This is a genomic window from Pseudomonas glycinae (genome assembly GCF_001594225.2).
GTDB lineage: Bacteria > Pseudomonadota > Gammaproteobacteria > Pseudomonadales > Pseudomonadaceae > Aquipseudomonas > Aquipseudomonas glycinae.
The window spans coordinates 5,909,060-5,933,035 of the sequence record NZ_CP014205.2 but is presented as its reverse complement, the minus strand read 5'-3'; the positions used below and the strand labels follow the sequence as shown (position 1 = coordinate 5,933,035).

Sequence of the window (23,976 nt, the reverse complement as noted above, 5' to 3'; positions counted from 1 at the left end):
CATGACCCGGCCGCTGGTCTGGCTGCTGATGTGTGTGATTCCTGCGCTGGCGACGGCGCAGGATGAGCCGTTGCGCGTGGCCTACAAGGGCGAACTGCTGTCGCTGAATACCTCGCAATTGACGGCGCGCGAGCCAATGCCTTCGTCGCTGGAGACACCGCTGGGCAGTCTGTGGAAGGTGTTCGTTTATGCGTGGTTGGTGGATACCGGTGCGCGGGAGCCTGGATATGAATGTCGCGGGCAGTCGAAGGAAGAAGTCTATTGCTGCACCGCTGGCGGCAAGATCGAGCGTGATCAGGCGCTGGTGAAATCCTGCGGGCTGTATTTCGAGCCGGCGCGGTTGGGTATCACCGCTGGCGATTGGAGAACCTATTGGCAGGCGCGACAGGCGCCGCCGTGGTTGCTGGATTTGCCATCGGTGCAGCCGGCTACTCGGGTTTCCGTGGCTGACTTGCTGAAGGTTTTGTCTTGGTTGCCGGCTCAGGATCAGATGCGCCGGGTGCTGCTCGACGTGGTGCTGAGCGCGGCGGACGGCAATGTGGTTGGTGAACTCGGCGGGCGTTTGCGGGTGAAAACCTGGAGCTGGCTCGGCGATCAGGACCCTCAATCACGCCAGGGCGGATTCGCCGGCTGGACGGCGGACGGCTCGCCGATCTGGGCGGGTGGCCGGGGCACCAGTCAGATGGTTTTGCGGCGTTACGGTTCGGCGTTGGCGACGGTGTTGCCCACGTCATGGCCGGCGGAAGCAGGGCGTTGTGTCGAAGTCGGACTGTTCTCGCGATATCCGGTTTCGCGGGTTTTGGCCGGTAATCGAGCGGTGACCTCCGGCCCGTTGCAGGGTGATTACCGCGTCGAATTCGCCAACGGCAATGCGCTGGATATCCACAGCGACGGCGAGCTGTTTCTGCTCAACGACAAGCTTGTGGCTCGGCTGGATCGCGAAGAGTACGTCGCCCGTGTGCTGGAGCGTGAAGCCAAACCCGAACCCGCCGAAGCCGCCAAAGCCTTGGCCGTGGCAATCCGCACGTATCTGCTGCAGAACGCCACACGTAACGGCGACTGTTTGAGCATCGACGACAGCAGCAACCGTCAACGTGTGGCACCGCGTCCTGCTTCCGTCGAATCCCGCAACATCGCCGCATGGACGGCGGATCTGGTGTTGGCCGGCAGCACCGTCACCTATCACTCCGATCAACCCGGCCCGGACAAACTGGCCTGGCAACAAGCCGTCGAGCAAGCCAATGCCGGCCAGCGTTACGACGCGATTCTGCTGCACGCCTATCCGCGCGCCAGCCTCAGCCGCTGGGACAACCCGGTGGCGTCCTGCGAAGCACTGCCCGCCGCGCAGGACTGGCTGCAAAAACAGCGGCGCGGCTGGCGTCCCAGGCTGGAAAGCGAAACCGGCTACAACGAAGTCAGCACGTTCGCCGTCTGCAAACTCGCCTTCGGCCGCCCCTTCGTCGACCGCGAACGCCAGCGCATCTATGTGCGCGGCGTGTTGTCCTTGCAGGACCGCCTCGACCTGACTCACGAATACCTGCACCTGGCCTTTGAAGCACACCCCAACGGCCAGGATGAAACCTATATCGAAGGGCTCGCCCGTCACCTTTTGCTGGAATAGACCATGACACTCCGTTATCCACAGGTCTTGCTGTTGCTCTGCGTAGTTGCCGCTGTTTCGTCGGTGAACGCCGCTGACGGCGTCAAACTCGACACCCCGGTCGGCGGCTGGCGCAGCGGCGCGCCCGAAGGCGAGGGCGAAAGCTTTCGCCAGACCGTCAACTACCCGGCCTCCTCGGTGAGCACCCCGATCGGCCAGGCCAACACCGCCCGAATCAGCGGCGAAATCAAAGCCACACCGAAAAACAAAGAGCCCGGACGCCTGATCGTCAATGGCGTCAGCATGCCGCTGAAAATCGACGACAGCGGCCGCTTCGACCGCCCGTTCTCGTTTCCCAACGGCAGCAACAGCGTCGAGGTCCGCAGCCCGGATGGTCAGCAACGGCACCGCACGCAGTTCCTCAACACCAGTGGCGGCGCTACTCCAGCCAAGTTGCGGGTGTTGCTGGCGTGGGACAGCGATGGCACTGACCTCGACCTGCACTTGGTCACGCCTGATGGCGCGCACATCTGGTATGGCGACCGCGTTGCCCCCAATGGCGCTGCTCTGGATGTCGACGTGACCACCGGCTACGGCCCGGAAATCTTCGCCATGCCGGCGCCGATCAAGGGGCAGTATCTGGTGTATGTGAATTATTTTGGCGGTGGGTATCGCGGGGATGATGAGGGAGGGGAAGAGGCGGTGCAGCCGTTGACCACCGCGCAGGTGACGGTGATTACGGAGGAGGGGACGCCTAGCGAGAAGATGGAGACTTTCATCGTGCCGATGCGGGCGGTGGGGGAATTGACGTTGGTGAAGTCGTTCAGTTATCCGTGAATCATCTGTTCATTTAGGAAAAACACCGCACAGGGCATTGCCTTCGTAACCGTGAACGATTGGCCCCAGCACCATGAGTGGGCCGCAGGCGTAGAGCGGGGAGGGCACGGTTTGTTGCGTGTTGAGCAGAACGATTTCCCTGCCGAATTCGTCGCTGCCAAAAGATTGCTCGTCGTACGAATTGCACACCGGCAGTTTCAACGGCACCGGGATCACCAGCGCCCAGATAGTGATCCCGCACCATTCGCGGGTGGGAGTTGATCTTGCTGTTCGGGTGATCTGCGGGGTGAATGAGCGGTAACTTTGCGCTCTGTAGGCGTCGGTTTTCAGTGTGACTTTTTCCGGGAGGGAGATGCCTACTCCCACGCAAGCTGTCAGGCTGAGGCATATGGTCGAAACCAGTCCGACGGATTTCAGGCGTGAATTCAGGGTAGATGGGAACAATCTTGAACGTCCTTGTAGTGTATTAAGCATCGAAGTTGCCAAGCGCTTTTTCACTGAACAATTGTGCAAGTACCTGCCGCACAATTTGGTGTTGATCAGCAATTGGCTGAACGCCTCTCGAAAATCACTTTCCAACAGGCATTAAAAAGCCGGCTTGTGGCCGGCTTCTCGGGGACTGGCTTGGTTTATTTTTGGTAAACCGCGCCAGCCTTCAAAACGTACATCCGGATCTTGCGTCCGGCTGTGGGACTTGGTCAGACAGTGGTCTGCCGCGTCAGGCGTCATCTGGGCCGCTTGGCGGGTCGATGCGCGAATGTGGGGCGCAGGATACTGAGTTTTGTTGGGGATTCCCAGTGCGAAGTGCGGGATAGAGCGTTCTATCCGGCAAAAAAACGTATTTGTACCGACTATCCGGGCCTCATCACTAGCAGTCTGACTCCCGCAAGATCAGAGAAACGGCACCACCGGCCGCCGCTTGCCCAGCGTCGACCACCAGAACACCCACCCCAGCACATGAATCCTCTGCTCTTCGATCTGCGAGGCCCGGAAGATCTCGTCCGGGTATTCGGCGCTGTTGTGGCTGCGCAGGCGCAAGGCGTTGCCGGGCATGCGGTGCAGGTATTTGATGCGCAGCATGCCGTCGTGTTCGATGGCGTAGATTTCGCCGTCCACCACCTGGGTGAGGCCACGGTCGATGGCGAGGGTGGAGCCGTCTTCGATTTTCTCGGCCATGCTGTTGCCGATCATGTGTGTGCAGATGGCGTCGGTGGGGCGGATTTCCAGGGCTTCGAGGTGGCTGCGGGGCAGGCGGATGGTTTGTTCCGGGTCCTTGATGACGTGGGTCTTGCCGGAGCCGGGGGCGGTCGGTGTTTCCTTGTAGAGGGGCAGTTCGATGTCGCTGGATTCGATCACCGTATAGACACCCTGGATCGCTTGGGCATCCAGCGTGGTACCGGCTGCATGCAGGTGCGGGGCCTCCTTCGGGCCTTCGCCGGTCTTCAGCCATTGGCTGTTGACGGACAGCAGGCGAGCGACCTCTTCCATGCGATACGCCGGTACGCCCCGGGTGTACCAGTTATGAACGTTTTGGGCTTCCGTGCCCCAGAACTTTGCGAAACCCGTCGTCGAGATGTTCGCAGCTTCCAGGAGTGCCTTGAATCTTGGACCGCTAGTGTTCTTTCTCATAAACACGAGTCTACGGCCGGGCTAGAGCGGTTTGAATAAACCTTGCGTTCAAAAACAGGGCGAATTTTGCGACGGGATGTAAGACGGACTTGTGGGAAATTACACACGCTAAAACTTTTCTGTAGGCCGCCATAAACAAGCTGTTTAAGAGCCTGGCGAGCAGGCACAAAAAACCCCGGATCAACCGGGGTTTTCTTCAAGCGTGTCGCGAGGCTTAGCCTTTGTAGGCAGCAACCGACTTGGTGATCGCGGCGCGGGCGGCGTCTGCGCCGTCCCAGCCTTCGATTTTCACCCATTTGCCTTTTTCGAGATCTTTGTAGTTCGCGAAGAAGTGCTCGATCTGCTGGATCAGCAGGGCCGGCAGGTCGGTGTATTCCTTCACGTCCACATACAGCTGGGACAGCTTGTCGTGTGGAACGGCGATGACTTTGGCATCGCCGCCGCCGTCGTCGGTCATGTTCAGGATGCCGACCGGACGCGCGCGGATCACCGAGCCTGGCGCCACCGGGTAAGGGGTTACGACCAGCACGTCGAGGGGGTCACCGTCGTCAGCCAGGGTGTTCGGGATGTAACCGTAGTTGGCCGGGTAGAACATCGGGGTGGCCATGAAACGGTCAACGAACAGGCAATCGCTGTCTTTGTCGATTTCGTATTTGATCGGCGCGTGGTTGGCCGGGATCTCGATCGCGACGTAGATGTCGTTCGGCAGGTCTTTGCCAGCCGGAATCTTGCTGTAGCTCATTGGGCGTTGCCCCCGTTAGTTGACCAAAAACACTTGGCCGGATTGACCAAAAAGTGGCGGCGATTATAGGCATATTCTGCCGTGGACGCCACGTACCGGAAGTCGTGCAGACCTTTACTCGTGAGCCTGATAGACCGGGTCGGTGGCCTGAAGTTGCTTCAGGCGCGCCAACGGATCCTGGCGGTAGAAAAGCTGCAATTGCGCATACACCTGTGGATAAGCCTCGTGCAGCAGATCCGGAGCGCTGAAGAAGTACTCACTGGTGACGGCGAAGAATTCGGCCGGGTTCTCGGCGGCATACGGGTCGATGGCGGTTTCGGCATCGGGATGGCGGTCGAGCTGGCGATTGAGGTCGTCGTACGCTGCCTGCATCACCTCGGCCCAGTCGCTGACCCGCATGTCGGCGTGCAGCGGTGGCAGGCCATTGGCGTCGCCGTTGAGCATGTCGAGTTTGTGCGCCAGTTCGTGGATCACCAGGTTGTAGCCTTCCCAGCCACCACTGGCCATCACGCCCGGCCAGGCGAGGATGATCGGCCCTTGTTGCCAGGCTTCGCCACTGTGTTCGCCGTCCCACTCATGCTCGACGCCACTGGCATCGCGATGGCGTTGGGGACTGAGGAAGTCGTCGGGGTAGAGGACAATTTCGTGGAAACCCTGATACCAGTTCAGATCGCCCAGATGCAAAAGCGGCAATTGGGCCTGGGCAGCGAGCAGCAGGCGTTGTTCCTGGTGCAGTTCGACGCCGGGCAGTGCGGTCAGGTGTTTGTCTTCGAGGAACAGCACGCTGGCTTCGCGCAGCCACTGGTCTTCTTCGGCACTGAGGCCATCGAGAAAACTCAGGTGATGGCGCACCCGCTGCCACATATCGTCGGCAATCGGGTGCTTCGCCAGAATGCGCCGGCGGCGCCAGGCGCTCAGCGACCACATCGGCTTAGTGCGATTGGGCTTTGGCGCCGCCGAAACGGCTGCGAACCACGCCGATGATCATCGGAATCAGCGACAGCAGAATAATGCCAACCACCAGCAGCGACAGGTTTTTCTTGATGAACGGCACGTTGCCGAAGAAGTAGCCCAGCGTCACCAGACCGCCGACCCACAGAACCGTACCGAACACGCTGAACCCGAAGAAGCGCGGGTAAGGCATCTTCGCGACACCGGCGACGAACGGGGCAAAGGTGCGGATGATCGGCAGGAAGCGCGCCAGGGTTACAGTCTTGCCACCGTGCTTGTCGTAAAAGTCGTGGGTCTGTTGCAGATAGTCGCGGCGGAAGATCTTCGAATTCGGATTGCTGAACAGTTTTTCACCGGCCGTTCGTCCGATCACGTAGTTGGTGCTGTCGCCGAGGATCGCCGCGAGCATCAGCAGGCCCGCCAGCAATACCGGATCCATACCGCCGCCCGCAGCCACTGCGCCGGCGATGAACAGCAGGGAGTCACCCGGCAGGAATGGCATCACGACCAGACCGGTCTCGCAGAAGATCACCAGAAACAGGATGGCGTAGATCCATGGCCCGTAATTATTCACCAGCAGGTCGAGGTAAACGTCGAGATGCAGGATAAGGTCGAGCGGGTTGAAATCCATGGAGGCACCTGTGGTGACGGCCTGACTCGGCAGGCCTGTGCGGATGACTTCGTGTAAGCCTACAAGCGGGTGTAGTTTTTCTTACAAGCCGGAAAGATCGGGATTATACGGGCTGAGGGGTGAAAAGCGCGTTGGTTTTGTAGCGGGGGATGTCGGTGTGAATAAATGTCGGGTTGGCATTCATTTCGGGAAGGGAGACGGCTCCCTCCCCGCAGGGCATCCCGCGATCAGAGCTCGTCGCTGATCGGCAGCACGTAGTTCTTGAACTCGGTGTCTTCCTTGAATCCGATGGATTCGTAGGTTTTCTGCGCCACTTCGTTGTCGGCACTGGTGGAGACACGCATGCGCACGGCCTGGGTTTCCTTGGCCATTTTCTTGGCGGTGCGGATCAGGTTGTCGGCCACGAGCTGACGGCGGGCGTCTTCGGCGACGTAGATGTCGTTGAGGATCCACACGCGCTTGAGCGACAGGGAGGAAAAACTCGGGTAGAGCTGGCAGAAGCCCATGAGCTTCCTGTCGTCGTCATCGGCCAGGGCCAGGTAGATCACCGATTCCTTGCGTCGCAGGCGCTTTTCGAGAAAGGCCCGGGACGAGTCCGGATAGGGCAGGGAGCCGTAGAACTCGCGGTACTTAACGAACAACGGGGTCAGCAAATCCAGGTGTTCGAGGGTCGCTTGGATAATCCGCATGGTAGGTCTCGTCCTTCAAGTGGCTGTCTTCACGTGCTCTGACGGCGATGGGAAACCCGGGCGGCCGTGCATCGATCCTGCCTGAAACCGGCGCAGAAAGGCAATGCGGAAACGGTTCAGGCTGGGGGCGGATCGAGTAGGAAATTACTCTTCATGTCTGCACCGGCTTCCGATTCCAGCGTCTGAACCTGCGCCTCGTCCTTCAGATTGACGCCCGACAGCTGGCGCCGACAGGCTTCGCGCATCAGATACAGCAAGCGATGCGCCGCCATGCCGTAGCTGAGTCCTTCCAGCCGCACATTGGAGATGCAGTTGCGGTAGGCATCGGTGAGGCCGACCTTTGGATTGTAGGTGAAATATAAACCCAGGCTGTCCGGCGAGCTGAGACCTGGACGCTCTCCAATCAGCATCACGACCATTTTCGCGCCCAGCAGTTGGCCGATTTCATCGCCAATCGCCACGCGGCCCTGTTCCACCAGCACTACCGGCGCTGTCGACCATTCATCGGCGCTCATCTGTTCTTCCAGACGGGTCAGGAACGGCAGGGTATGTCGATGCACCGCCAGCGCCGACAGACCATCCGCCACCACAATCACCAGATCCACACCGCCCGGATGCGCCTCGGCGTATTCGCGCAGGGCTTGCGCCGATTGATCGCTCAACTTGCGCCCCAGATCCGGGCGTTGCAGGTAGCTGTTGCGATCCACCGCCGCGCTGTGCAGCAGCAGACTTTCACGCTGGCGTTCATTCAGTTGAGCGCTCAGCGCGGCGTGATCGAACGGCAAATGCACCGCATCCCGCGCCTGGGCGTGGGCGTACTGGAAATCCAGTTGTGCACTCGTCGGCAGGCTGGTGCCAGTGCGCCCTAGGGCAATGCGCGCCGGGGTCAGGCGACGCAGCTCCAGCCACGGGTTTTGCGGATCGACGGGCGATTTTTCCATCTGACTCATCCCAGTTGCGCCAACGCCTGGCGGAAGGCCGGCGGCAGGTTGTTGCCGAAGCGGACCTTGCCGTCCGCCTGGGTGAAGATGCCCATGTTCGCCAGCCACTGCTCGAACTCCGGCGCCGGTTTCAGGCCCAGGGTCTGGCGCGCGTAGAGCGCGTCGTGGAACGAGGTGGTCTGGTAGTTGAGCATGATGTCGTCGGAGCCGGGGATGCCCATGATGAAGTTGATCCCCGCCACACCCAGCAGGGTCAGCAGGGTGTCCATGTCGTCCTGGTCGGCTTCGGCGTGGTTGGTGTAGCAGATGTCGCAGCCCATCGGCACACCGAGCAGCTTGCCACAGAAGTGGTCCTCGAGGCCGGCGCGGATGATTTGCTTACCGTTGTAGAGGTATTCCGGGCCGATGAATCCCACGACGGTGTTCACCAGAAACGGCTTGAAATGCCGCGCCACGGCGTAGGCCCGAGTCTCGCAGGTCTGTTGATCGACGCCGTGGTGGGCGTTGGCTGACAGTGCACTGCCCTGGCCGGTCTCGAAATACATCAGATTCTGCCCGAGGGTGCCACGATTGAGGCTCAGGCCTGCTTCATAACCTTCCTGCAAGATGTTCAGGTTGATACCGAAACTGGCGTTGGCCGCTTCGGTGCCGGCGATCGACTGGAACACCAGATCCAGCGGCACGCCACGGTTGATCGCTTCTATAGAGGTGGTGACGTGGGTCAGCACGCAGGCCTGGGTCGGAATGTCGTAGCGCTGGATGATCGCGTCGAGCATTTCCAACATCGCACAGATCGAAGCGATGCTGTCGGTGGCCGGGTTGATGCCGATCATCGCGTCGCCGTTGCCGTACAGCAGGCCGTCGAGAATGCTCGCGGCGATGCCGGACGGTTCGTCGGTCGGGTGATTGGGTTGCAGCCTTGTGGATAACCGTCCACGCAGGCCCAAGGTGCCGCGAAATTTGGTGACGACGCGGATCTTCTGCGCCACCAGCACCAGATCCTGCACGCGCATGATTTTCGATACTGCGGCAACCATTTCCGGCGTCAGGCCGGGGGCGAGCGCGCGCAGGCTCTGCTCACCGGCCGCTTCGCTCAGAAGCCAGTCGCGAAAGCCGCCAACCGTGAGATGGCTGACGACCGCAAAGGCCTGTTTGTCATGGCTGTCGATGATCAGTCGGGTGACTTCATCGGATTCGTAGGGAATCAGCGCTTCCTGCAAGAAATGCGTGAGCGGGATGTCGGCCAGCGCCATTTGCGCGGCGACTCGCTCCCCATCGTTAAGGGCGGCGACGCCCGCCAGGAAGTCTCCGGAGCGCGCCGGGCTGGCCTTGGCCATGACGTCCTTGAGACTGTCGAAACGGTAGGTCTGGGCGCCGACGGTATGGGCAAATGCAGCCATTGGGCGCGTTCCTCCTGAATGAATGCTTTTAGTGCGGGCACCGGGCCCGAGGCCCGATGCCGGTGCACCTCAGTTAGCGTTTAGATACCTTCGAGCATAGCGTCTGCCGGTGCCTCGGAGCGTTGCTTGGCGGTCAGCTGGAAATACAGGTAACCGGCGGCCATGAAGCCGAGGAACACGCAGCCGATCAGCGTGTTGAACCAGGCCATCGCCACCAGGCACACCACGGCCAGGAACAGCGCGATGGCCGGCACCACCGGATAGCCCGGTGCGCGGAAGGTGCGCTCCAGGTTCGGCTCGGTTTTGCGCAGTTTGAACAGGCTGAGCATGCTGATGATGTACATCACGATGGCGCCGAACACTGACATGGTGATCATCGCCGCCGTCAGGGTCATGCCTTGCAGATTGACCAGGCCGTCGCTGTAGATCGCCGCGATGCCGACCACGCCGCCGGCCAGGATCGCCCGGTGCGGGGTCTGGAAGCGCGAGAGTTTGGCCAGGCCTTTGGGTAGATAACCGGCCCGGGCCAAAGCGAAGAATTGCCGCGAGTAGCCGAGGATGATCCCGTGGAAACTTGCCACCAGACCGAACAGGCCGATCCACACCAGCATGTGCATCCACGTCGAATTGTTGCCGACCACCGCTTTCATCGCCTGCGGCAGCGGGTCGTTGATGTTCGACAGTTGGCGCCAGTCGCCGACGCCGCCGGCCATCACCATCACGCCGATGGCCAGGAACACCAGGGTCAGGATGCCGCTGACGTAGGCCCGTGGAATCGTGCGTTTCGGATCCTTGGCTTCCTCGGCCGCCATGGCCGCGCCTTCGATAGCGAGGAAGAACCAGATCGCGAAGGGAATCGCCGCGAAAATGCCCGGAATCGCGCCCATCGTGAACTCATTGGCGCCGGACCAGCCGTTGAGCACGAAGTTGCTGAAGCTGAAGCCCGGTGCGACCACGCCCATGAACACCAGCAACTCCGCGACGGCGAGCACGGTGACCACCAATTCGAAGGTCGCAGCGATGCTGACGCCAAGGATGTTCAGGGTCATGAACACGAAATACGCGCCGACCGCCGCGAGTTTGGGATCGAGCCCCGGATATTGCACATTCAGATAGGCGCCGATGGCCATGGCAATGGCGGGCGGGGCGAACACGAATTCGATCAGGGTGGCGATGCCGGCGATCAATCCGCCTTTCTCGCCGAACGCCCGACGGCTGTAGGCAAACGGCCCGCCTGCGTGGGGAATCGCGGTGGTCAGCTCGGTGAAACTGAAGATAAAGCAGGTGTACATGGTGGCGACCATCAGGGCCGTGACCAGGAAACCCAGGGTTCCCGCGGTGCCCCAGCCGTAACTCCAGCCGAAGTATTCGCCGGAGATCACCAGGCCGACGGCAATGCCCCAGAGGTGCAGGGTGCCGAGTGTGGGTTTGAGCTGTGTGGTGGAAGTCATAAGTCCTCTCTGTCTTTTTTATTGTTCGATCTGTTGGACTTTCAGGTGCAGAAGTTGAGTAGGTGGATGCTGTTCACGCAGCGGCAGTGTTCAGGCAAATCCTGAATGACGGGTACGCAAGGCCCGTGCCAGAGCGGCCAGGCTTTGGGTGTTGTGTCATCAAGGGCGCCATCGCTGGCAAGCCAGCTCCCACAGTGATCTCTGCCGATCTCAATAATGGGTGCATCACAGAAACCTGTGGGAGCTGGCTTGCCAGCGATAGCTATCTGGAGGGCGACACAGAAATATCTGTATCGCCCTCAGGTTTTAGAAGAAGCCCAGCGGATTGATGTCGTAGCTCACCAGCAGGTTTTTGGTCTGTTGGTAGTGGTCGAGCATCATCTTGTGGGTTTCACGGCCGACACCGGATTTCTTGTACCCGCCGAACGCGGCGTGCGCCGGGTACAGGTGGTAGCAGTTGGTCCACACACGACCGGCCTTGATGGCGCGACCCATGCGATAGGCGCGGTTGATGTCGCGGGTCCAGAGCCCGGCCCCCAGGCCGAACTCGGTGTCGTTGGCAATCGCCAGGGCTTCGGCTTCGTCCTTGAAGGTGGTGATGCTCACCACCGGGCCGAAGATTTCTTCCTGGAACACACGCATCTTGTTGGTGCCCTTGAGCAGGGTCGGCTGGATGTAGTAACCGGAAGCCAGGTTGCCTTCGAGTTTTTCCACCTTGCCGCCGGTCAGCAGTTCGGCACCTTCGCCCTTGGCGATTTCCAGGTAGGAAAGGATCTTGTCGAATTGCTGCTCGGACGCCTGGGCGCCGACCATGGTGTCGGTGTCGAGCGGGTCGCCACGTTTGATCTGGCTGACCTTCTTCATCACCGCTTCCATGAACTGCGGATAGATCGATTCCTGAACCAGTGCACGGGACGGGCAGGTGCAGACTTCGCCCTGATTGAAGAACGCCAGCACCAGGCCTTCGGCGGCTTTTTCGATGAAGCTTGGCTCGGCCTGCATGATGTCTTCGAAGAAGATGTTCGGCGACTTGCCGCCCAGTTCCACGGTGGACGGAATGATGTTTTCGGCGGCGCATTTCATGATGTGCGAGCCGACCGGGGTCGAGCCGGTGAAGGCAATCTTGGCGATGCGTTTGCTGGTAGCCAGGGCTTCGCCGGCTTCTTTGCCGAACCCTTGCACCACGTTGAGCACGCCCGGCGGCAGCAGGTCGCCGATCAGTTCCAGCAGCACGCTGATGCCCAGCGGGGTTTGCTCGGCAGGCTTGAGCACCACGCAGTTGCCGGCCGCCAGGGCCGGGGCGAGTTTCCACGCGGCCATCAGGATCGGGAAGTTCCACGGGATGATCTGGCCGACCACGCCCAGTGGTTCATGGATGTGATAGGCCACGGTATTGCCGTCGATCTCGGCGGCGCTGCCTTCCTGGGCGCGCAGGCACCCGGCGAAATAGCGGAAGTGGTCAGCGGCCAGCGGGATGTCGGCGTTGAGGGTTTCGCGGATGGCTTTGCCGTTGTCCCAGGTTTCGGTGATCGCCAGGGTTTCGAGGTTCTGTTCGATACGGTCGGCGATTTTCAGCAGGATCAGCGAACGGGCCTGGGCAGAAGTGGAACCCCAGGCGTCGGCAGCGGCATGGGCGGCGTCCAGGGCTTTTTCGATGTCTTCGGCCGTGGAACGCGGGAATTCGGCAATCGGTTGGCCATTTACTGGCGAGGTGTTGGTGAAGTACTGACCTTTGACAGGCGCGACGAACTCGCCGCCGATGTAGTTACCGTACTTGCTTTTGAACGAGACTTTGGCGCCTTCAGTACCGGGGTGAGCGTAACGCATGATGTTCTCCTTGGCTGTTGTATTTATCAGAGAGACGCGCATGAGCGCTTGCTATAAGCGTAGAGCAAAGGTCGGGCCACTGCCGTGCAGGGCAGGCAAATCAAGGCCTTGCGCGATTTGTGTCGGACAAGTGGCAAGCGTCCGTGACGGTATCGGTACAGCTCGGGTGACAATTTGTACCGCTTCTGGCACAACCCGTGACCGGGCGGTCTTGCCAGCATTGCAAAGACCGGTTGGCTGGAGGATGCTGGGCACCACTTCACGCATGGGCCGATGAGCCTCGGGGAGAATAATAAGAAATGCACGACAACCATTTGAGTCGCCATGCCCAACAGGTTCTCACCGTCACCCAGGGTAAGTCGCACCTGCATGGCCCCGGTGCCGACCCGTCGATTGCCCGCTCGTGGCTGCGTTGTCTTGAGGACTATCACCTCGACCCGGCCCTGACCATGGCGCCGACCGTGCTCGAACACGGGCGCGTCCTCGAAAGCCGCGAACGGCTGCAACAGGTGTTGCAGATCGCCGGCAATGAAATGAGCAGCCTGCATCAACAACTCTCCGGCGCCGGCCATGCGGTGCTGCTGACCGACGCGCGTGGGGTGATCCTCAACTGCGTGACCGCCCCGGCCGAACGCAAGATTTTCGAACGCGCCGGTCTGTGGTTGGGCTCCGACTGGAGCGAGGCCTGCGAGGGCACCAACGGTATCGGCACCTGCCTTGTCGAGCGTCAGGCCCTGACCATTCATCAGGATGAACACTTCCGTGGCCGCCACACGGGACTGACCTGCTCGGCGAGCCCGGTGTTCGACCCGCACGGCGAGCTGCTGGCGGTGCTCGATGTTTCCTCGGCTCGGCATGACGTCTCGCGCCAGAGCCAGTTCCACACCATGGCGCTGGTCAATCTGTCGGCGAAGATGATCGAGAGCTGCTACTTCCTGCGCTGTTTCGATAACCAATGGTTGCTGCGTTTTCATCTTCAGGCCGAGTCTGTCGGGCTGTTCAGCGAAGGGTTGCTGGCGTTTGACGGGGAAGGGCGGATCAGCGCGGTCAATCAGAGTGCCTTGAACCTGCTCGGCCATATTCGCGGTGGTTTGCTGGGCAAACCGGTGGAGGCGTTTTTCGATTGTTCGCTGGATGAGTTGCTCGGGCGCGCCAGTGCCAATGCCAGCGCCAGTTGGCCGCTGCGCACCCGTGACGGGCGGCATCTGTTTGCGGTGCTGCGCGGTGAGACCCGCCGGCCGCTGCCGATCGCGCCGGCTCCCGCGCCTGTGGAAGCGCCGCGTCTTGCCGGGATTTGCCTGGGGGATGCGGCGTTGCAGGCGGATTTCCGCAAGTCGCTGCGGGTGTTCGAGCGTGACGTTCCGCTGCTGATCAATGGTGAAACCGGCTCCGGCAAGGAAGCGTTCGCCAAGGCTGTGCATAACGCCAGTCAACGTGCCGGCAAAGCCTTCGTTGCCCTCAACTGCGCGGCGATTCCCGAAAGCCTGATCGAAAGCGAATTGTTTGGCTATCGCGGCGGCAGCTTCACCGGCGCGCGCAAGGACGGTATGCGCGGCAAGTTGCAGCAGGCCGATGGCGGCACGCTGTTCCTCGATGAAATCGGTGACATGCCGCTGGCTCTGCAGACCCGACTGCTGCGAGTGCTGGAAGACCGGCAAGTGGTGCCGATCGGCGGCGAGCCGGAAGCGGTCAACGTGCGGATCATCAGTGCCACCCACCGCAATCTGCTGGAACGGGTTGGTGATGGCAGTTTTCGGGAAGACCTTTACTACCGGCTCAACGGGCTGGAAGTGGCGTTGCCGCCGTTGCGCGAGCGCAGTGACAAGTCCCAGCTGCTGGATTTTCTGCTGGCCGAAGAGGCGGGCGGGGAAACGATCCTGATCGACGAGCCGGCGCGCCAGGCGTTGCTGGGTTTCAACTGGCCGGGCAACGTGCGGCAGATGCGCAATGTGCTGCGCACGCTGGCGGCGTTGTGCGATGAAGGCCGGATCGCACTGGAGGATCTGCCGGCGATGTTTCGGCAGGTGCAGCCACTGTTGGTCAAAACCGATGAAGCGTCGTCCGGGCAGCCGCTGGAAGATGCCGAGCGGCAGGCGTTGCTCAATGCGCTGGAACATACGCGTTGGCATATGACCCATACGGCGCAGCAACTGGGCGTCAGTCGCAATACGCTTTATAGAAAGTTGCGCAAGCACGGGATCGCCCGAACCGCCTGAATACTCCTGCCGATCGTTCCCATGCTCTGCGTGGGAACGCCTCCCCGGACGCTCCGCGTCCGCTTTTGGACGCAGAGCGTCCTGCGCTGCATTCCCACGCGGAGCGTGGGAACGATCAAGGCCTCCTCCCTCAATCAGCTAAAGAGTGCGATTTTCCCCTCCCTGCGCTAACCTGCGGCCATGTTTTACGAGGTCGACTATGCACATTCATATTCTGGGTATCTGCGGGACTTTCATGGGCTCGATGGCGGTTCTGGCCAAAGAGCTGGGCCATCACGTGACTGGCTCCGACGCCAACGTCTATCCGCCGATGAGCACCCAGCTCGAAGCCCAGGGCATTCAGTTGACCCAGGGTTACGACCCGGCGCAGCTTGATCCGGCACCGGATCTGGTGGTGATCGGCAACGCCATGTCCCGCGGCAACCCGGCGGTGGAATATGTGCTGAACAAAGGCCTGCCGTACGTGTCGGGCCCCCAATGGCTGGCCGACCATGTGCTGCAAGGTCGCTGGGTGCTGGCGGTTGCCGGTACGCACGGCAAGACCACCACCAGCAGCATGCTCGCCTGGGTACTGGAACACGCCGGCATGAGCCCGGGCTTCCTGATCGGCGGCGTGCCGCAGAATTTCTCGGTGTCGGCCCGTCTGGGCGGCACGCCGTTCTTCGTGATCGAGGCAGACGAATACGACAGCGCGTTCTTCGACAAGCGTTCGAAGTTTGTCCACTACCGTCCGCGCACCGCGATCCTCAACAACCTTGAGTTCGATCACGCCGACATCTTCCCTGATCTGCCGGCCATCGAGCGGCAGTTCCATCACTTGGTGCGGACCATTCCGAGCGAAGGCCTGGTGATCCACCCGACTACCGAACCCGCCTTGCAACGTGTGATCGAGATGGGCTGCTGGACCCCGGTGCAAACCACCGGGGCTGGCGGTCAGTGGCAGGTCAAGTTGCTGAAAGACGACGGCTCGGCGTTTGAAGTGATGTTCGAAGGCGTGTCCCAAGGCGTGGTCGAGTGGGAATTGACCGGTCAGCACAACGTTGCCAACGCCTTGGCCACACTGGCCGCCGCGCGTCACGTCGGCGTTGTGCCGTCGATGGGCATTGCCGGATTGAGCGCGTTCAAAAGCGTCAAACGCCGGATGGAAAAAGTCGCGGAAGTACGGGGAATCACCATCTACGATGACTTCGCCCACCACCCGACCGCGATTGCCACCACCCTTGATGGCCTGCGCAAACGTATCGGCGATGCGCCGCTGATCGCGATCATCGAGCCGCGCTCCAACTCGATGAAGCTCGGCGCGCACCGTGACGGTCTGCCGGACAGCGTGGTCGATGCCGATCAGGTGATCTGGTACGCCCCGGCCAACCTCGGCTGGGATCTGGCAGGCACCGCCGCGTTGTGCACCGTGCCGTCGATCGTCAGCGATTCGCTGGAAGGCATCATTGAGCGCGTGAAGAGCCAGGCTCAGCCCGGCACTCACGTGGTGATTATGAGCAACGGCGGCTTCGGCGGCCTGCACGGCAAACTCGCCGAGGCGCTGAAATGAACACTCGTTTGCAGAGCAACGGCCCCGAACGCATCACGCTGGCGATGACCGGCGCGTCCGGCGCCCAGTACGGCTTGCGCCTGTTGGATTGCCTGGTGCGCGAGGATCGTGAGGTGCATTTCCTGATCTCCAAGGCCGCGCAACTGGTAATGGCCACCGAGACCGACGTGTCGCTGCCGGCCAAGCCGCAAATGATGCAGGCGTTCCTCACCGAATACACCGGCGCGGCCGCCGGGCAGATCCGCGTGTACGGCAAGGAAGACTGGATGTCACCGGTGGCCTCGGGTTCCGGCGCCACGGCCGCCATGGTGGTGGTGCCGTGCTCGACCGGCACCTTGTCGGCCATTGCCACCGGCGCCTGCAACAACCTGATCGAACGGGCGGCGGACGTGACGTTGAAGGAACGTCGCCAGTTGATTCTGGTACCGCGCGAAGCGCCGTATTCGAGCATTCACCTGGAACACATGCTCAAGCTGTCGAACATGGGCGTGACCATCCTGCCGGCCTCGCCGGGTTTCTATCACCAGCCGCAGACCATCGATGACCTGATCGATTTCGTGGTGGCACGGATTCTCAATCTGCTGGGCATCCCCCAGGACATGCTGCCACGTTGGGGCGAGCACCACCTGAGCAGCGATGAATAAGCTGCTTGCGATCCTGCTGGCGTTGCAACTGACCGGCTGCGCCACCGCGCGTACGCTGGATGCCGCCAAGCCCGGCGCGCCGGTGGTGTATTCCGGCACCCGGCTGGATCTGTATGCGATGAATGGCGGATGTTGCGCGATGGATCGATTCGGCGCCGAGGCGCCGAGTTACCCCGGTGTGGACCTGCCGGCCAGCGCACTGCTCGACACGCTGCTGTTGCCGTTGTCGTTGCTGACGGTGATCGGCGTGGGGTTCCAGGCGACTGGCGGACTCTAAAAAGATCGCAGCCAATGGCTGCGATCTTTTGTTTTTACTTGCCGAGTTTTCTCAACTCATCCGATTCGACGATCCGTACCCCGTCCTGCTCCTCCAACGCCAGCCGCCACATGGCCCGGGCCAGTTGGCAGGCTTCGATGCCGCGGTATTTGCCAGGAATCAATTTGGAGAATGGCGCGGCAAGCTGCTCGCCCAGGCGGGGCTCGCTACGTTCGCCGAGCAACAGTGATGGCCGACAAATGGTCAGTTGCGGCCAGTCCTGCGCGCGCAACGCGTATTCCATCTCGCCTTTGACCCGGTTGTAGAAAATCGAGGACCGACGATCGGCCCCCAGGGCGCTGATCACGATCAGGTGCCGTGCGCCCATTTCCCGGGCGCGCTTGGCGAAGGCGACGACCATGTCCAGATCCACGGCACGGAACGCCTCTTCGGAGCCGGCCTGCTTGATGGTGGTGCCGAGGCAGCAATAAGCGATGTCGACGCGACCGGACAACTGCGGCAGGAAGGTTTGTGGATCACCGACCGGGTTTTCCAGGTGCGGATGCTCGGCCAGCGGCCGGCGTGATGGGGCAAGGACACGGCTGATCGTCGGCTCGTTGAGCAGGCGGTCGAGCAGATGTTCACCGGTCAATCCGGTGGCTCCGGCAAGCAAGACATGCTGAGGCGTCAAGTACATAGTGTCTCTCCCTTGATACTGTTCAGCTTAGTTGCTCTTTATCGCTCCGTCGTTCAACGCAGCACTTTGCAAGGCTTTTCTCGCTTGCTGTTTACGCAGCAGTTGCCAGTGCGCCAGCACGGTTTTCGGCGCCCAGATCTGCGGTTCAGAGGCTTCGAAGTTGTCCGCCAGTTCGCGCTCGGCGACGGTGGCCTTGGCCAGCTTGAAGGCTTGTTCCAGGTCGTCGGTCTGGTTCAGCGCCTGGGCAAACAGGGCATCGCCGAAGTAGGTGAAGTTGGCTTCTTCGGAGCAGCCGAACGACACGCGGTCGGCGCGTGAGGCGGTCATGATCAGCGTGCGTTCGTCCTTCAGCGCCGGAATGAAACCACCGGAATAGCACGAGGAGATGACAATGATCTTGTCGCGATTCTTCAGGGGCGCGAGCACGGCGGCGAGTTCGTCGGCGGGCAGGTCGGCCAGTTCCATGCGCGGCTGGTCGAGCACCAGTTCGTGCTCGGCGGTGCCGTGGCTGGTCAGGTAAATGAACACCAGGTCTTCCGGGCCGCTGCGTTCGGCCAGGGTTTGAGCGGCGCGCCGCAGGTTTTCGCGGGTGGCCATCGGCCGGTCGCCGAGGTGGTCGCGATGGTTGACCAGGCGAATCTGGCCAAACGCGCCAAAGCGGCTGGTGAGCATGTTCGCCACGTAATCGGATTCGCGCAGGAACACGCTCTGCTTGCCGTCGCCGCCGAGGGTCAGGGTGTAGAGCTCCACCGCCGGGGTCGAGGCCGGCACATTGGCCAGCGCCTCGTCGAGCAGGCGACCCTGGGCCAGCAGGCCGAGTTCGAGGGTGTCCGGCAGTAATTTGCCGTCGGCATCGCGTACCCGCTGGCCGTTGATCCAGGTGCCGCTGAGCACGCTGCCATCGGTGAGCACCAGGGTGCCGCGTCCGGAATAGCTGTCGCTGTCGAATCCGCCGACGTAGAAACTGCCATCGGACAGGTTCAGGCGACCCTGACCGCTGAAGCGCCAGTCGTTGAAGTAGCCGATGTAGTGGCTGCCGTCGGCGCCGATCAGTTCGCCCTTGCCGGTCAGCGCGCCTTCCTTGAACTGCCCGAGCCACACATCGCCGTCGGCGTTTTCGTAGCGGCCCTTGCCGTGCAGTTGATTGTTCTTGAAGCCGCCGACGTAGATGTCGCCGTCGGCACTGTTGAAGGTGCCGTTGCCTTCGAGCTGGCCATTGACGAAGTGGCCGGTGAACTGATTGCCGCTGGCATCGCCGCGCTGGCCTTCGCCGTTGGGTTTGCCGTGGGCGAACTGGCCTTGATAGGAACTGCCGTCATCCAGCTCCAGCCGGCCAAGCCCGGAATACTGGTCGGCCTTGAACTCGCCGCGATAGGTCATCGCGTTTTCTTTGAGGGTGCCTTCGCCTTCGCGCCGGCCCTGCTTGAAACCGCCGGTGTAGCTGCCGGCGTTGGTGGTCAGCGTGCCCTGGCCGTCGAACAGCCCTTGCTGGAAGTTGCCGCGATAGACCTCGCCATTGCTGCCATGCCATTCGCCCTGGCCATGCCATTGCCCCTTGTCGAACGCCCCGGCGTACCAGCTGCCGTTGGGGTAGTCGACCCGGCCCTGACCTTGCAGCAAGCCATCGACCAGTTCACCGCGATAGCGGCCGCCGTCGGGCAGGCTCGCATCCGGCGGCAACAGCGATTCGCCGTCGCCACACGCGGCCAGCAACAGGGTCAAGGCAAGGGGAGCAAGAGGGGCGAATGAGCGCATAGCGGGATCCGGGCAATTAGGCGACCGAGTATGCCGCAGCTATGTGACCTTATACAGCCGGCAGGGAGGAGCGGATGCGAAACAGCGTGAGCCGTTTCGCATCCAGGCGCTTAAACGAAGCAGAGCGACAGCGGTTCAGCGATGTAGGCCGGTTTGTCCGAGCCTTCGATCTCCAGGGTGGCGGTGGCCTTGAGCAGCCATTGGCCAGGTTTTTTCTCGGTCACTTCACCGAGGTCGACCTTGAGCCGGACCTTGGAGTTGACCTTGACCGGCTGGATGAAACGCACGCTGTCCAGGCCGTAGTTGACCACCATCTTCACGCCTTGCGGCAGGACCAGGATGTCTTCCATCAGTTTTGGGATCAGTGACAACGACAGGAAACCGTGTGCAATGGTGCTGCCAAATGGCGTTTGCGCGGCTTTGACCGGGTCGACATGGATGAACTGATAATCCCCGGTGGCTTCGGCGAACAGGTTGATGCGCTCCTGATCGATGGTGAGCCATTCGGAACGTCCGAGTTCCTTGCCGACATAATCTTTGAGCTCTGCAACTGGAACATAGGGCATTGAGACTCTCCTTGGGTTCATCGGTTTTATAGTTTTTCAGGTGGGGGATTTGACCGCCCTGCGAACCACTGTAGATCATCATGGCGATTTGCTCAGGTCAACCGACCATGCTTTTGGCGAATGCCGATCCATAGCGCAGGCGTGCTTATAATGCCGACGACTTGCGGGTTGGAAAGTAAGACGGAGATGTCGGATGTTGCTACGTGGCCTGACGTGGCTGGTGCTGTTTCAATTGCTCGGCACGGCCCTCAATCATTTGCTGTTGCCGGTGCTGCCGGGGCCGATCATCGGCCTTTTGCTGTTGCTGGTATTCCTGATCGTGCGCGGTGAAGTCGGCGAGCCGTTGAACCTCGCGGCCGGCAGCCTGCTGCGTTACCTGCCGTTGCTGCTGGTGCCGCCAGCGGTGGGGGTCATGGTGTATGCCACGGCGATTGCCGCGGATTTCTGGGCCATCGTCGGGGCGTTGGTGGTGTCGCTGATTCTGTCGATGGCCTTCGCCGGGGTGCTGATGCAACGGCTGGTCAAGCGTCACGCGGCGCCTTCGGAGGAATCCTGATGCTGTTTGACTGGCAAGGCGCCTGGGCCTCGGTGATTCACCACCCCCTGTTCGGTATCGGCATCACGTTGGGTGCCTATCAACTGGTGCTGGCGGCGTTCGAGAAAACCCGCTGGATCTTCCTGCAACCGGTGCTGGTCTCGATGCTGCTGGTGATCGGTGTGCTGGTCGGCTGCGGCCTGACCTACGCCGAGTACCGCAAGAGCACCGAGATCCTCAGCATTCTGCTGGGCCCGGCGACCGTTGCGCTGGCGGTGCCGCTGTATCTGAACCTGCGGCGCATCCGCCAATTGTTCTGGCCGATTTTTACTACGCTGGTGATAGGCGGCGTGGTCGCCACGGGCATGGGGGTGGCGCTGGGCTGGTGGTTCGGTGCCGATCACATGATCCTGATGACCATGGCGCCCAAGTCGGTGACCTCGCCGATCGCCATGCTGGTGGCCGAGCAGATCGGCGGTGTCGCGGCACTGGCGGCGGTGTTTGTGTTGATCACCGGGGTGATCGGTGCGATCTTCGGCCCGGCGCTGCTGACTCGCCTGGGCGTACACAGCCCCGAGGCGCGCGGCATGGCGCTGGGCATGACAGCGCACGCGGTCGGTACGTCGGTGGCGTTGCAGGAAAGCGATGAATGCGGCGCCTTCGCGGCGCTGGCGATGAGTCTGATGGGCGTGGCCACGGCGGTGTTCCTGCCGTTGGCGGTGTCGATGGTGGTGTAAGGAAATGTCTATGAGTCTGCCGCTTTTTCCGCTGAACACGGTGCTGTTTCCCGGCTGCAATCTGGATTTGCAGATCTTCGAGGCGCGCTATCTGGACATGATCGGCCGCTGCATGAAGCAGGGCGGTGGGTTCGGCGTGGTGTGCATCCTTGAGGGCAGCGAAGTCGGGGTAGCGCCGGAAGGTTTCGCCATGGTCGGCTGCGAAGCGCGCATCACCGATTTCCAGCAGCAGGACAACGGACTGCTGGGCATCCGGGTGCAGGGCGGGCGGCGCTTCATCGTGCAGCGCACCGACGTGCAGCGCGATCAATTGATCGTGGCCGAGGTCGAGTGGCTCGACGAAGAGCCCGAGCAACCGTTGCAGGATGAAGACGCCGATCTGGTGGCGCTGCTCAAGGCACTGGCCGAACACCCGATGGTCGAGGCGCTGAACATGGGCACAGATGCGGCGGGGCAGCAGTCATTGGCCAATCAGCTGGCTTATCTGCTGCCGTTTGCCGAGGAAGACAAGATCGACCTGCTGCAACTCGATGATCCGCAGCAGCGGCTGGATGCGATCCAGGCGCTACTCGATGAGTTGCAGGGCGAGCTGTTTGCCTAGAGCCAAAAACGCTATTCGGGCCAGATGATGTCGTTGGCGAACCACTCCTTGTCCTTGCCCAGTGTCAGTACCGGCTTGCCGGCGTTGGCGACCTTGTCGATCAGGGCATCGTATTCGTATCGGTTGTCGGCGCCTTGATGGGTCCGTGCTTCGATGTCATTGCGCTGTCGATAGCCTGCCTCATAAGCGATGTCATCGACTTTCGCCGCGCGAGTGAGGGTGGAGTCGAGCAGCCAGAGACGTTCCGACTCGATGCCCCGTTTCGACGTTGAAATCAGCGCTTCCAGTTCATCCTCCGGGAACCACGCACCCTTGTTCCTGGCGGCGTTGTTGAGCAGGTGATTCTCCTCTCTCGGCACGACCTCCATTTTTCGCGTGTCGATGATGTAGGCGAATATGATCGTCTGATTGTGCCGGACGGTTTCGTAATTGCGTTCGGAGTCGAGTTCCACATCCGAAGCCTCGGACCAGTCATTGTCGGATTCCCCTGATTCATTGTCGGAGTCACCGGGCTTGCGTCCGGGGTATTTGTTTTTCTGGTTGTTGTAGAGCAGATACTCCGGATCGGGGGAGCCCGTGCCTCTGCCTGCATATCGCTCAACCCGCTTCAGACTGACGGTTGCGCTGATCGGTTTCTCGGTGGTTGCTCCACGAGGATGCTTGAGTCGCGGCAACATCCGGTCATCGTTGTAGAACTCAAAGGGCGTCCGTTCATCGGCCCGGAACAGGGCCGGGATGTCTGTGCGGTACAGGACGTCGCTGCCGTTGCGCAGGTAGCCCAGCCTTGCAAGGAATCCGTCGAGGAATTCACCACTGACGCTCTCGCTGAAATCGCCGTAGTCGCCCAAATGACTGAGCAACAACCTGCCGTTTCTCAGTGGCCGAAGCAGGGGTTCTATTTCCTGATGCAGTGCTTCATAGCGGGCTGGGTCGTCTGCGTTCAGTGAGCGGCGCTTGTGCTCTGCGAGCCATTGCGGAAGCGCTGATGGATGGGCGGCCAGGTCGTCGCGCAGCCGGACGTGCTGGAGAGGCGATAGATTGTACGAGCGCAATTCCATGAGCCGTTCCGCTTGAGTCATCTGCGGGTACAACCGTGCGAAGTGTGTATCCAGCAGTTCGGACGTCGTGGCTTTCAATCGGGCGGGCATCAATGTGATTCGCGGCTGCCTTGCAGGCACCGCCGCTTCAGCGTCATGAATATCCGGATGCGGGCGCTTGAGCGGATGGACGGTATCGATCTGTCGAGCAGGGCTCCAGGTTGATTCGTCGATGTTTCTGTAAAGTGCAGGTCCCGGTGCCAGCTTCCTGTACAGATCCATCGCCCGATAGGTGCCCAGGTTCGGATCGAACTCCACATATACGGTGCCGTGGTTTTTCACATCGACGAACTTGCGTCCGACGACATAGCGCAAGCCTTCTTCATTGGCCGGTTGCATGTTGCGCAGCAGGCCGGGGCTCAACAGATAGTCGCTCAACAGGGTTGCCGATGCCCGGGGCACCTCAGGCAGGTCCGAGACTTTGACGCCTGGCGGAACGGGTGTCGCTGCGGGTGGCAGTTGATGCTCCAGGGTTCGATTGCCCGATATGAACGGACCGGAAAGTGAATCAGGTGATTGTGGGGCCTGACCCGTTGGCCGCAGCCGGGGAGGTTGCAGTGACGGGTCGGCAGATGTGTTGATCCTGGACACTGCCGGCAGTGGGGGTGATTTGGGGCGCATGGTG

Annotated in this window: 23 protein-coding genes; 9 read left to right on the top strand and 14 right to left on the bottom strand. The window is 61.3% G+C overall.

The window, feature by feature from the left end:
* Position 1 precedes the first annotated feature (1 nt).
* Positions 2-1,621, top strand: coding sequence for a DUF2300 domain-containing protein (locus tag AWU82_RS27070; protein WP_064382201.1), 1,620 nt, complete (start codon positions 2-4; stop codon positions 1,619-1,621).
* 3 nt (positions 1,622-1,624) lie between these two features.
* Positions 1,625-2,437 (top strand): YfaP family protein, encoded by an 813-nt coding sequence (locus AWU82_RS27065; RefSeq protein WP_064382200.1) that lies wholly within the window; start codon positions 1,625-1,627, stop codon positions 2,435-2,437.
* A 9-nt stretch (positions 2,438-2,446) separates the two neighbouring features.
* Here AWU82_RS27065 and AWU82_RS27060 read toward each other — a convergent pair whose 3' ends face one another.
* The 10 genes from AWU82_RS27060 to exaC all read right to left on the bottom strand — a co-directional run bounded on the left by AWU82_RS27060 (position 2,447) and on the right by exaC (position 12,698).
* Positions 2,447-2,983, bottom strand: coding sequence for a hypothetical protein (locus tag AWU82_RS27060; RefSeq protein WP_223290663.1), 537 nt, complete (start codon positions 2,981-2,983; stop codon positions 2,447-2,449).
* Between the two features lie 345 nt (positions 2,984-3,328).
* The gene (locus tag AWU82_RS27055) at positions 3,329-4,066 is read right to left on the bottom strand and encodes a S24 family peptidase (protein ID WP_064382198.1); all 738 of its coding nucleotides are present in this window, start codon (positions 4,064-4,066) and stop codon (positions 3,329-3,331) included.
* Between the two features lie 214 nt (positions 4,067-4,280).
* A complete protein-coding gene (ppa, locus tag AWU82_RS27050) occupies positions 4,281-4,808 on the bottom strand; it encodes an inorganic diphosphatase (RefSeq protein WP_007933577.1) in 528 nt (175 codons plus the stop codon).
* Positions 4,809-4,922: 114 nt separating this feature from the next.
* A complete protein-coding gene (locus AWU82_RS27045; protein ID WP_064382197.1) occupies positions 4,923-5,735 on the bottom strand; it encodes a M90 family metallopeptidase in 813 nt (270 codons plus the stop codon).
* A gap of 4 nt (positions 5,736-5,739) precedes the next feature.
* Positions 5,740-6,390: a DedA family protein gene (locus AWU82_RS27040; protein ID WP_064382196.1), complete on the bottom strand. Its 651-nt coding sequence runs from the start codon at positions 6,388-6,390 to the stop codon at positions 5,740-5,742.
* Between the two features lie 227 nt (positions 6,391-6,617).
* Positions 6,618-7,079, bottom strand: coding sequence for a GNAT family N-acetyltransferase (locus tag AWU82_RS27035; protein WP_042610602.1), 462 nt, complete (start codon positions 7,077-7,079; stop codon positions 6,618-6,620).
* 116 nt (positions 7,080-7,195) lie between these two features.
* Positions 7,196-8,029 (bottom strand): ethanolamine ammonia-lyase subunit EutC, encoded by an 834-nt coding sequence (eutC, locus tag AWU82_RS27030; RefSeq protein ID WP_371915541.1) that lies wholly within the window; start codon positions 8,027-8,029, stop codon positions 7,196-7,198.
* Entirely contained in the window at positions 8,026-9,420 is a 1,395-nt protein-coding gene (locus AWU82_RS27025) for an ethanolamine ammonia-lyase subunit EutB (RefSeq protein ID WP_064382194.1), read from the bottom strand. The genes eutC and AWU82_RS27025 overlap by 4 nt, the downstream gene beginning before the upstream one ends.
* A gap of 80 nt (positions 9,421-9,500) precedes the next feature.
* Entirely contained in the window at positions 9,501-10,871 is a 1,371-nt protein-coding gene (gene eat, locus AWU82_RS27020) for an ethanolamine permease (protein ID WP_064382193.1), read from the bottom strand.
* A 306-nt stretch (positions 10,872-11,177) separates the two neighbouring features.
* A complete protein-coding gene (exaC, locus tag AWU82_RS27015) occupies positions 11,178-12,698 on the bottom strand; it encodes an acetaldehyde dehydrogenase ExaC (protein ID WP_007958625.1) in 1,521 nt (506 codons plus the stop codon).
* Positions 12,699-12,997: 299 nt separating this feature from the next.
* Here exaC and AWU82_RS27010 point away from each other — a divergent pair, with 299 nt between their 5' ends.
* The 4 genes from AWU82_RS27010 to AWU82_RS26995 all read left to right on the top strand — a co-directional run bounded on the left by AWU82_RS27010 (position 12,998) and on the right by AWU82_RS26995 (position 17,384).
* Positions 12,998-14,914, top strand: coding sequence for a sigma-54-dependent Fis family transcriptional regulator (locus tag AWU82_RS27010; protein ID WP_064382192.1), 1,917 nt, complete (start codon positions 12,998-13,000; stop codon positions 14,912-14,914).
* Between the two features lie 199 nt (positions 14,915-15,113).
* Positions 15,114-16,463, top strand: coding sequence for a UDP-N-acetylmuramate:L-alanyl-gamma-D-glutamyl-meso-diaminopimelate ligase (mpl, locus tag AWU82_RS27005; RefSeq protein ID WP_007958628.1), 1,350 nt, complete (start codon positions 15,114-15,116; stop codon positions 16,461-16,463).
* Positions 16,460-17,107 (top strand): flavin prenyltransferase UbiX, encoded by a 648-nt coding sequence (gene ubiX / locus AWU82_RS27000; protein ID WP_064382191.1) that lies wholly within the window; start codon positions 16,460-16,462, stop codon positions 17,105-17,107. Before mpl ends, ubiX begins: the two co-directional genes overlap by 4 nt.
* On the top strand, positions 17,100-17,384 hold the full coding sequence (locus AWU82_RS26995; protein ID WP_064382190.1) for a YceK/YidQ family lipoprotein: 285 nt from the start codon (positions 17,100-17,102) through the stop codon (positions 17,382-17,384). The genes ubiX and AWU82_RS26995 overlap by 8 nt, the downstream gene beginning before the upstream one ends.
* A gap of 34 nt (positions 17,385-17,418) precedes the next feature.
* Here the strand turns inward: AWU82_RS26995 and AWU82_RS26990 are convergent, their stop codons facing one another.
* The 3 genes from AWU82_RS26990 to AWU82_RS26980 all read right to left on the bottom strand — a co-directional run bounded on the left by AWU82_RS26990 (position 17,419) and on the right by AWU82_RS26980 (position 20,381).
* Positions 17,419-18,060 carry an oxidoreductase gene (locus tag AWU82_RS26990; protein ID WP_064382189.1) on the bottom strand — a complete coding sequence of 214 codons (642 nt, stop codon included), beginning with the start codon at positions 18,058-18,060 and terminating at the stop codon, positions 17,419-17,421.
* Positions 18,061-18,087: 27 nt separating this feature from the next.
* Positions 18,088-19,815 (bottom strand): C13 family peptidase, encoded by a 1,728-nt coding sequence (locus AWU82_RS26985; protein ID WP_064382188.1) that lies wholly within the window; start codon positions 19,813-19,815, stop codon positions 18,088-18,090.
* 110 nt (positions 19,816-19,925) lie between these two features.
* Entirely contained in the window at positions 19,926-20,381 is a 456-nt protein-coding gene (locus AWU82_RS26980) for a MaoC family dehydratase (protein ID WP_034153755.1), read from the bottom strand.
* Positions 20,382-20,574: 193 nt separating this feature from the next.
* Between AWU82_RS26980 and AWU82_RS26975 the strand changes: the two genes are divergently transcribed.
* Genes AWU82_RS26975 through AWU82_RS26965 form a run of 3 tightly spaced genes read left to right on the top strand, consistent with a single transcriptional unit; the run spans position 20,575 to position 22,254 of the window.
* Positions 20,575-20,937: a CidA/LrgA family protein gene (locus AWU82_RS26975; protein WP_064382187.1), complete on the top strand. Its 363-nt coding sequence runs from the start codon at positions 20,575-20,577 to the stop codon at positions 20,935-20,937.
* On the top strand, positions 20,937-21,653 hold the full coding sequence (locus AWU82_RS26970; protein ID WP_007958637.1) for an LrgB family protein: 717 nt from the start codon (positions 20,937-20,939) through the stop codon (positions 21,651-21,653). Before AWU82_RS26975 ends, AWU82_RS26970 begins: the two co-directional genes overlap by 1 nt.
* A gap of 10 nt (positions 21,654-21,663) precedes the next feature.
* Positions 21,664-22,254 (top strand): LON peptidase substrate-binding domain-containing protein, encoded by a 591-nt coding sequence (locus tag AWU82_RS26965; protein ID WP_064382186.1) that lies wholly within the window; start codon positions 21,664-21,666, stop codon positions 22,252-22,254.
* Between the two features lie 11 nt (positions 22,255-22,265).
* Here the strand turns inward: AWU82_RS26965 and AWU82_RS26960 are convergent, their stop codons facing one another.
* Positions 22,266-23,972: a hypothetical protein gene (locus AWU82_RS26960; RefSeq protein ID WP_064382185.1), complete on the bottom strand. Its 1,707-nt coding sequence runs from the start codon at positions 23,970-23,972 to the stop codon at positions 22,266-22,268.
* Positions 23,973-23,976: the final 4 nt, after the last annotated feature.

Bases quoted from the DNA above. Each gene is read 5' to 3' on its own strand.
- eat (WP_064382193.1), bottom strand. From the start codon at position 10,871: ATGACTTCCACCACACAGCTCAAACCCACACTCGGCACCCTGCACCTC.
- mpl (WP_007958628.1), top strand. From the start codon at position 15,114: ATGCACATTCATATTCTGGGTATCTGCGGGACTTTCATGGGCTCGATG.
- ubiX (WP_064382191.1), top strand. From the start codon at position 16,460: ATGAACACTCGTTTGCAGAGCAACGGCCCCGAACGCATCACGCTGGCG.
- AWU82_RS27045 (WP_064382197.1), bottom strand. From the start codon at position 5,735: ATGTGGTCGCTGAGCGCCTGGCGCCGCCGGCGCATTCTGGCGAAGCAC.
- AWU82_RS27070 (WP_064382201.1), top strand. From the start codon at position 2: ATGACCCGGCCGCTGGTCTGGCTGCTGATGTGTGTGATTCCTGCGCTG.
- AWU82_RS27040 (WP_064382196.1), bottom strand. From the start codon at position 6,390: ATGGATTTCAACCCGCTCGACCTTATCCTGCATCTCGACGTTTACCTC.
- AWU82_RS27065 (WP_064382200.1), top strand. From the start codon at position 1,625: ATGACACTCCGTTATCCACAGGTCTTGCTGTTGCTCTGCGTAGTTGCC.
- AWU82_RS26975 (WP_064382187.1), top strand. From the start codon at position 20,575: ATGTTGCTACGTGGCCTGACGTGGCTGGTGCTGTTTCAATTGCTCGGC.
- AWU82_RS26980 (WP_034153755.1), bottom strand. From the start codon at position 20,381: ATGCCCTATGTTCCAGTTGCAGAGCTCAAAGATTATGTCGGCAAGGAA.
- eutC (WP_371915541.1), bottom strand. From the start codon at position 8,029: ATGAGTCAGATGGAAAAATCGCCCGTCGATCCGCAAAACCCGTGGCTG.
- AWU82_RS27010 (WP_064382192.1), top strand. From the start codon at position 12,998: ATGCACGACAACCATTTGAGTCGCCATGCCCAACAGGTTCTCACCGTC.
- AWU82_RS27035 (WP_042610602.1), bottom strand. From the start codon at position 7,079: ATGCGGATTATCCAAGCGACCCTCGAACACCTGGATTTGCTGACCCCG.
- AWU82_RS26970 (WP_007958637.1), top strand. From the start codon at position 20,937: ATGCTGTTTGACTGGCAAGGCGCCTGGGCCTCGGTGATTCACCACCCC.
- AWU82_RS26990 (WP_064382189.1), bottom strand. From the start codon at position 18,060: ATGTACTTGACGCCTCAGCATGTCTTGCTTGCCGGAGCCACCGGATTG.
- AWU82_RS27025 (WP_064382194.1), bottom strand. From the start codon at position 9,420: ATGGCTGCATTTGCCCATACCGTCGGCGCCCAGACCTACCGTTTCGAC.
- AWU82_RS26985 (WP_064382188.1), bottom strand. From the start codon at position 19,815: ATGCGCTCATTCGCCCCTCTTGCTCCCCTTGCCTTGACCCTGTTGCTG.
- AWU82_RS26995 (WP_064382190.1), top strand. From the start codon at position 17,100: ATGAATAAGCTGCTTGCGATCCTGCTGGCGTTGCAACTGACCGGCTGC.
- ppa (WP_007933577.1), bottom strand. From the start codon at position 4,808: ATGAGCTACAGCAAGATTCCGGCTGGCAAAGACCTGCCGAACGACATC.
- AWU82_RS26965 (WP_064382186.1), top strand. From the start codon at position 21,664: ATGAGTCTGCCGCTTTTTCCGCTGAACACGGTGCTGTTTCCCGGCTGC.
- exaC (WP_007958625.1), bottom strand. From the start codon at position 12,698: ATGCGTTACGCTCACCCCGGTACTGAAGGCGCCAAAGTCTCGTTCAAA.
- AWU82_RS26960 (WP_064382185.1), bottom strand. From the start codon at position 23,972: ATGCGCCCCAAATCACCCCCACTGCCGGCAGTGTCCAGGATCAACACA.
- AWU82_RS27055 (WP_064382198.1), bottom strand. From the start codon at position 4,066: ATGAGAAAGAACACTAGCGGTCCAAGATTCAAGGCACTCCTGGAAGCT.